This window comes from Massilia sp. (genome assembly GCF_032106685.1).
GTDB lineage: Bacteria > Pseudomonadota > Gammaproteobacteria > Burkholderiales > Burkholderiaceae_D > Telluria.
The window spans coordinates 1-3548 of sequence record NZ_DAMCPG010000086.1 but is presented as its reverse complement, the minus strand read 5'-3'; the positions used below and the strand labels follow the sequence as shown (position 1 = coordinate 3548).

2 protein-coding genes are annotated in these 3548 nt (G+C 69.8%); both read left to right on the top strand.

The window, feature by feature from the left end; genetic code table 11:
• Nucleotides 1-168: 168 nt before the first annotated feature.
• Nucleotides 169-2997: a response regulator gene (locus RT688_RS23595; RefSeq protein WP_313707257.1), complete on the top strand. Its 2829-nt coding sequence runs from the start codon at nucleotides 169-171 to the stop codon at nucleotides 2995-2997.
• A gap of 1 nt (nucleotide 2998) precedes the next feature.
• Nucleotides 2999-3548, top strand: a 550-nt coding sequence (locus RT688_RS23590; protein WP_313707256.1) for a response regulator, incomplete at its 3' end; no start/stop codon positions are given.

Sequence of the window (3548 nt, the reverse complement as noted above, 5' to 3'; positions counted from 1 at the left end):
TCCCGCCTCCCCTTCTGCTTTCCCCCTCCCTACCCCTTTGCGTTCGCGCAAAGCCGCCCCCTTCCCTACAACGTATATTTTTTCTTGCAGGAATTTGCATTTCTGCAAGGAGGGCTTGCGCGCAGTCAAACGCCGGGTCCGCGTTCCAATGCCGGCCCCGCGACAACCATGGCGAACCTCGAGCGCTCCAGCCTGAACCGGAAGTTGACGATGATGTCGCTGCTGTCGACCGGCAGCGCCCTGCTCATCGTCTTCGTCGCCTTCGCCCTCGCCTCGGTGCACCACGGCCGCAACGACGAGAGCATGCAGCTGTCCTCGCTGGCCGGGGTGGTCGCCACCAACAGCGCCGACGCCCTGGTATTCAACGACCGCAGCCTGGCCGGCGCCCTGCTCGCCGCCCTCAGGTCCAAGGAAGAGATTTCCAGCGCCGCCCTGTACGACCGCAAGGGCAAGCTGTTCGCCGCCTACCGCTCGCCCGCGCACGCCGTCGACGAACCGCCGCCCGCGCTGGCCGCCTTCGACGACGCCGCCCTGGCCGAGGCCAACCTGGTCGGCGCGCGCCTGTGGTCGCCGCGCATGCGCCTGTACCGGCCCGTCGCCAGCGGCCAGGTCCAGGTCGGCGTGATCGTGATCGAGGCCGACCTGCTCGCGATGTGGCGCGACATCGCCGGCAGCCTGGGCGTGGTGGGCGCGGCCATGTGCGTGTCGCTGCTGGTGTCGCAGGTGGCGGCGCGCCGCTTCACGCGCTCGATCACGGACCCGGTGACGAAGCTGATCCAGGCCGCGCGCAAGGTCTCGGAAAGCCAGAACTACACCCTGCGCGTACCCCACCAGCGCAACGACGAGCTGGGCGCGCTGATCGACAGCTTCAACGACATGCTGGCCCAGATCGAGGGCCGCGGCGCCGCCCTGGTCAACCACCGCGACGAGCTGGAACGCCAGGTGTCGGTGCGCACCGAACAGCTCGAGCGCGCCAAGAACGCCGCCGAGGCGGCCAGCCGCGCCAAGAGCGCCTTCCTCGCGACCATGAGCCACGAGATCCGCACCCCGATGAACGGTGTGCTGGGCATGGCCGAGATGCTGCTCGGGACCGATCTCTCCGAGACCCAGCGCAACTACACGCGCCTGGTCAAGCGCTCCGGCGAACACCTGCTGGTGATCATCAACGACATCCTCGACTTCTCCAAGATCGAGGCCGGCAAGCTCACCATCGAATACATCAACTTCAACCTCTGGGACCTGCTGGAAGACATCCACACCGTCTACACCCCGCAAGCCCACAACAAGGGCATCGCGCTCGACTTCGACATCGCCAACGACATCCCGGTGGCGATCTGCGGCGACCCGAACCGGCTGCGCCAGATCATGGCCAACCTGCTGGGCAACGCGATCAAGTTCACCGAACACGGGCGGATCGACGCTCTGGTGCGCATCGCCAGCGAGGACAGCCAGGCCGTGATGCTGCGCTTCGAAGTGCGCGACACCGGCATCGGCATCTCGCGCGAAGCCAGGAGCCGCATCTTCGAGGCTTTCTCGCAGGCCGACGACTCGACCACCCGCAAGTACGGCGGCACCGGCCTGGGCCTGGCGATCTCGAAGCAGCTGGTGGAACTGATGGGCGGCGCCATCGGCGTCGAGAACGGCAAGCAGGCAGGCTCGGTGTTCTGGTTCACGGTCGGCTTCGACAAGCGCCGCGTCGACCCCGACCTGCCCGGCGAGCAGCAGCACACGATCGACGGCCTGCGCGTGCTGGTGGCCGACGAGGACCACGACCGCCGCATCGGCCTGGAGCGCCACCTGGCGGCCTGGCGCATCGCCTGCGACAGCGCGGCCGGCCCGGACGAGGCGCTCGAGAAGCTGGACGCCGCCGCGCGCGCCGGCCAGCCCTTCGACGCCGCCGTGCTCGACATGGAGCTGAAGCAGTCGAGCGGCCTGCTGCTGGCGGCGACGATCAAGGCCAATCCGGCCACCCGGGCCACGCGCCTGGTCCTGCTCAGCCCCGAGCGCCTGGCAGCCGACCCGGTCCAGCGGCGCGAGGCCGGCGTCGCCTACCAGTTGATCAAGCCGGCGCGCGCGGCCGACCTGTTCGCCTGCCTGGCCACCCGTCCGCGCGGCGGCACGGCGCCGGCGCCGCAGTTCCTGCCGCCGCCCGGCATGCCACGTCCGCTTGGGGCGGCGCGCGTGCGGCGCGTGCTGCTGGCCGAGGACAACCCGGTCAACGTCGAGGTGGCCAAGGCCATGCTCGAAAGCCTGGGCCTGCAGGCCCACGTCGCCAGGAACGGGCTTGAAGCGCTGCAGGCGGTGCGCGCCGGCGACTACGAGGCGGTGCTGATGGATTGCCAGATGCCGGTGATGGACGGCTTCGCGGCCACCAGCGCGATCCGGCGCGACGAGCGCGAATCGGGCGCGGCGCGCGGCAATTTGCACACCCTGCCGATCATCGCGATCACCGCCAACGCGCTGCAGGGCGACCGCGAAGCCTGCCTGGCCGCCGGCATGGACGACTACCTGTCGAAGCCCTTCAGCCAGCAGCAGCTGGCCGCCGTGATCGGGCGCTGGATCGCGCTGCCGATCGCCGGCAGCGTGCACCACGGCGACGCTCCGCCCGCGCTGTCCGAGGAAGCGCGCGAAGTCATCCGCCGCGAGGTCATCAACCGGGCGGCGCTGGAAAAGATCCGGGCGCTCAGCCGCAGCGGCGGCGACGTCCTGGTACAGAAAGTGGTCGACGCCTACGTCGGCGACGTGCCGCAGCACCTGCGCACCCTGCGCGAGGCGATCGGCGGCCACGACCCCGGCACGCTCAGGCGCGTCGCCCACAGCCTGAAATCGGCCAGCGCGAACGTCGGCGCCGAGACCCTGGCCGGGCTGTGCAAGGACCTGGAGCACCTCGGCCGCGCCGACACGGTCGAGGGCGCCGAGCTGCTGCTCGACGACATGGAACACGAATTCCAGGCGGTCCGGCATTCGCTGACCGCCATGCTAGAAAAGGAAACATGACATGCCCGCTACCCCTTCCTCCCAACGCGGCGTCGTGCTGGTCGCCGACGACGATCCGGTGATGCGGCTCCTGATGCTGGAGATGATCAAGCAGGTCGGCCTGGATGCGATCGAGGCCGAGGACGGCCGCCAGGCGGTGCGGCTCGCGCGCGAGCGGCGCCCGGACCTGATCCTGATGGACGTCGAGATGCCGCACATGGACGGCTTCGCCGCCTGCCGCGCGATCCGCCAGGACGAGCTTGGGGGCGCGCTGGTGCCGATCGTGATGGTCACCGGCGGCGACGACATCGAGGCGGTCACCAGCGCCTACGAGGCCGGCGCCACCGACTTCGTCTCGAAGCCGATCAACTGGCCGATCCTCGGGCACCGCGTGCTCTACGTGCTGCGCGCCAGCGACGCCATCGCGCGCCTGCGCATCGCCGACGCCCAGAACCGCGCGGTGCTGGCGGCGATTCCCGACACCTTCTTCCGCATGGACCGCGACGGCTTCTACCTCGACTACGAGCCCGGCCACGAGCGTCCGGGGCAGGAAAGGACGGCGCTCGACCGCT

Coding starts and splice junctions, on each gene's coding strand:
- RT688_RS23595 (WP_313707257.1), top strand. CDS start 169: ATGGCGAACCTCGAGCGCTCCAGCCTGAACCGGAAGTTGACGATGATG.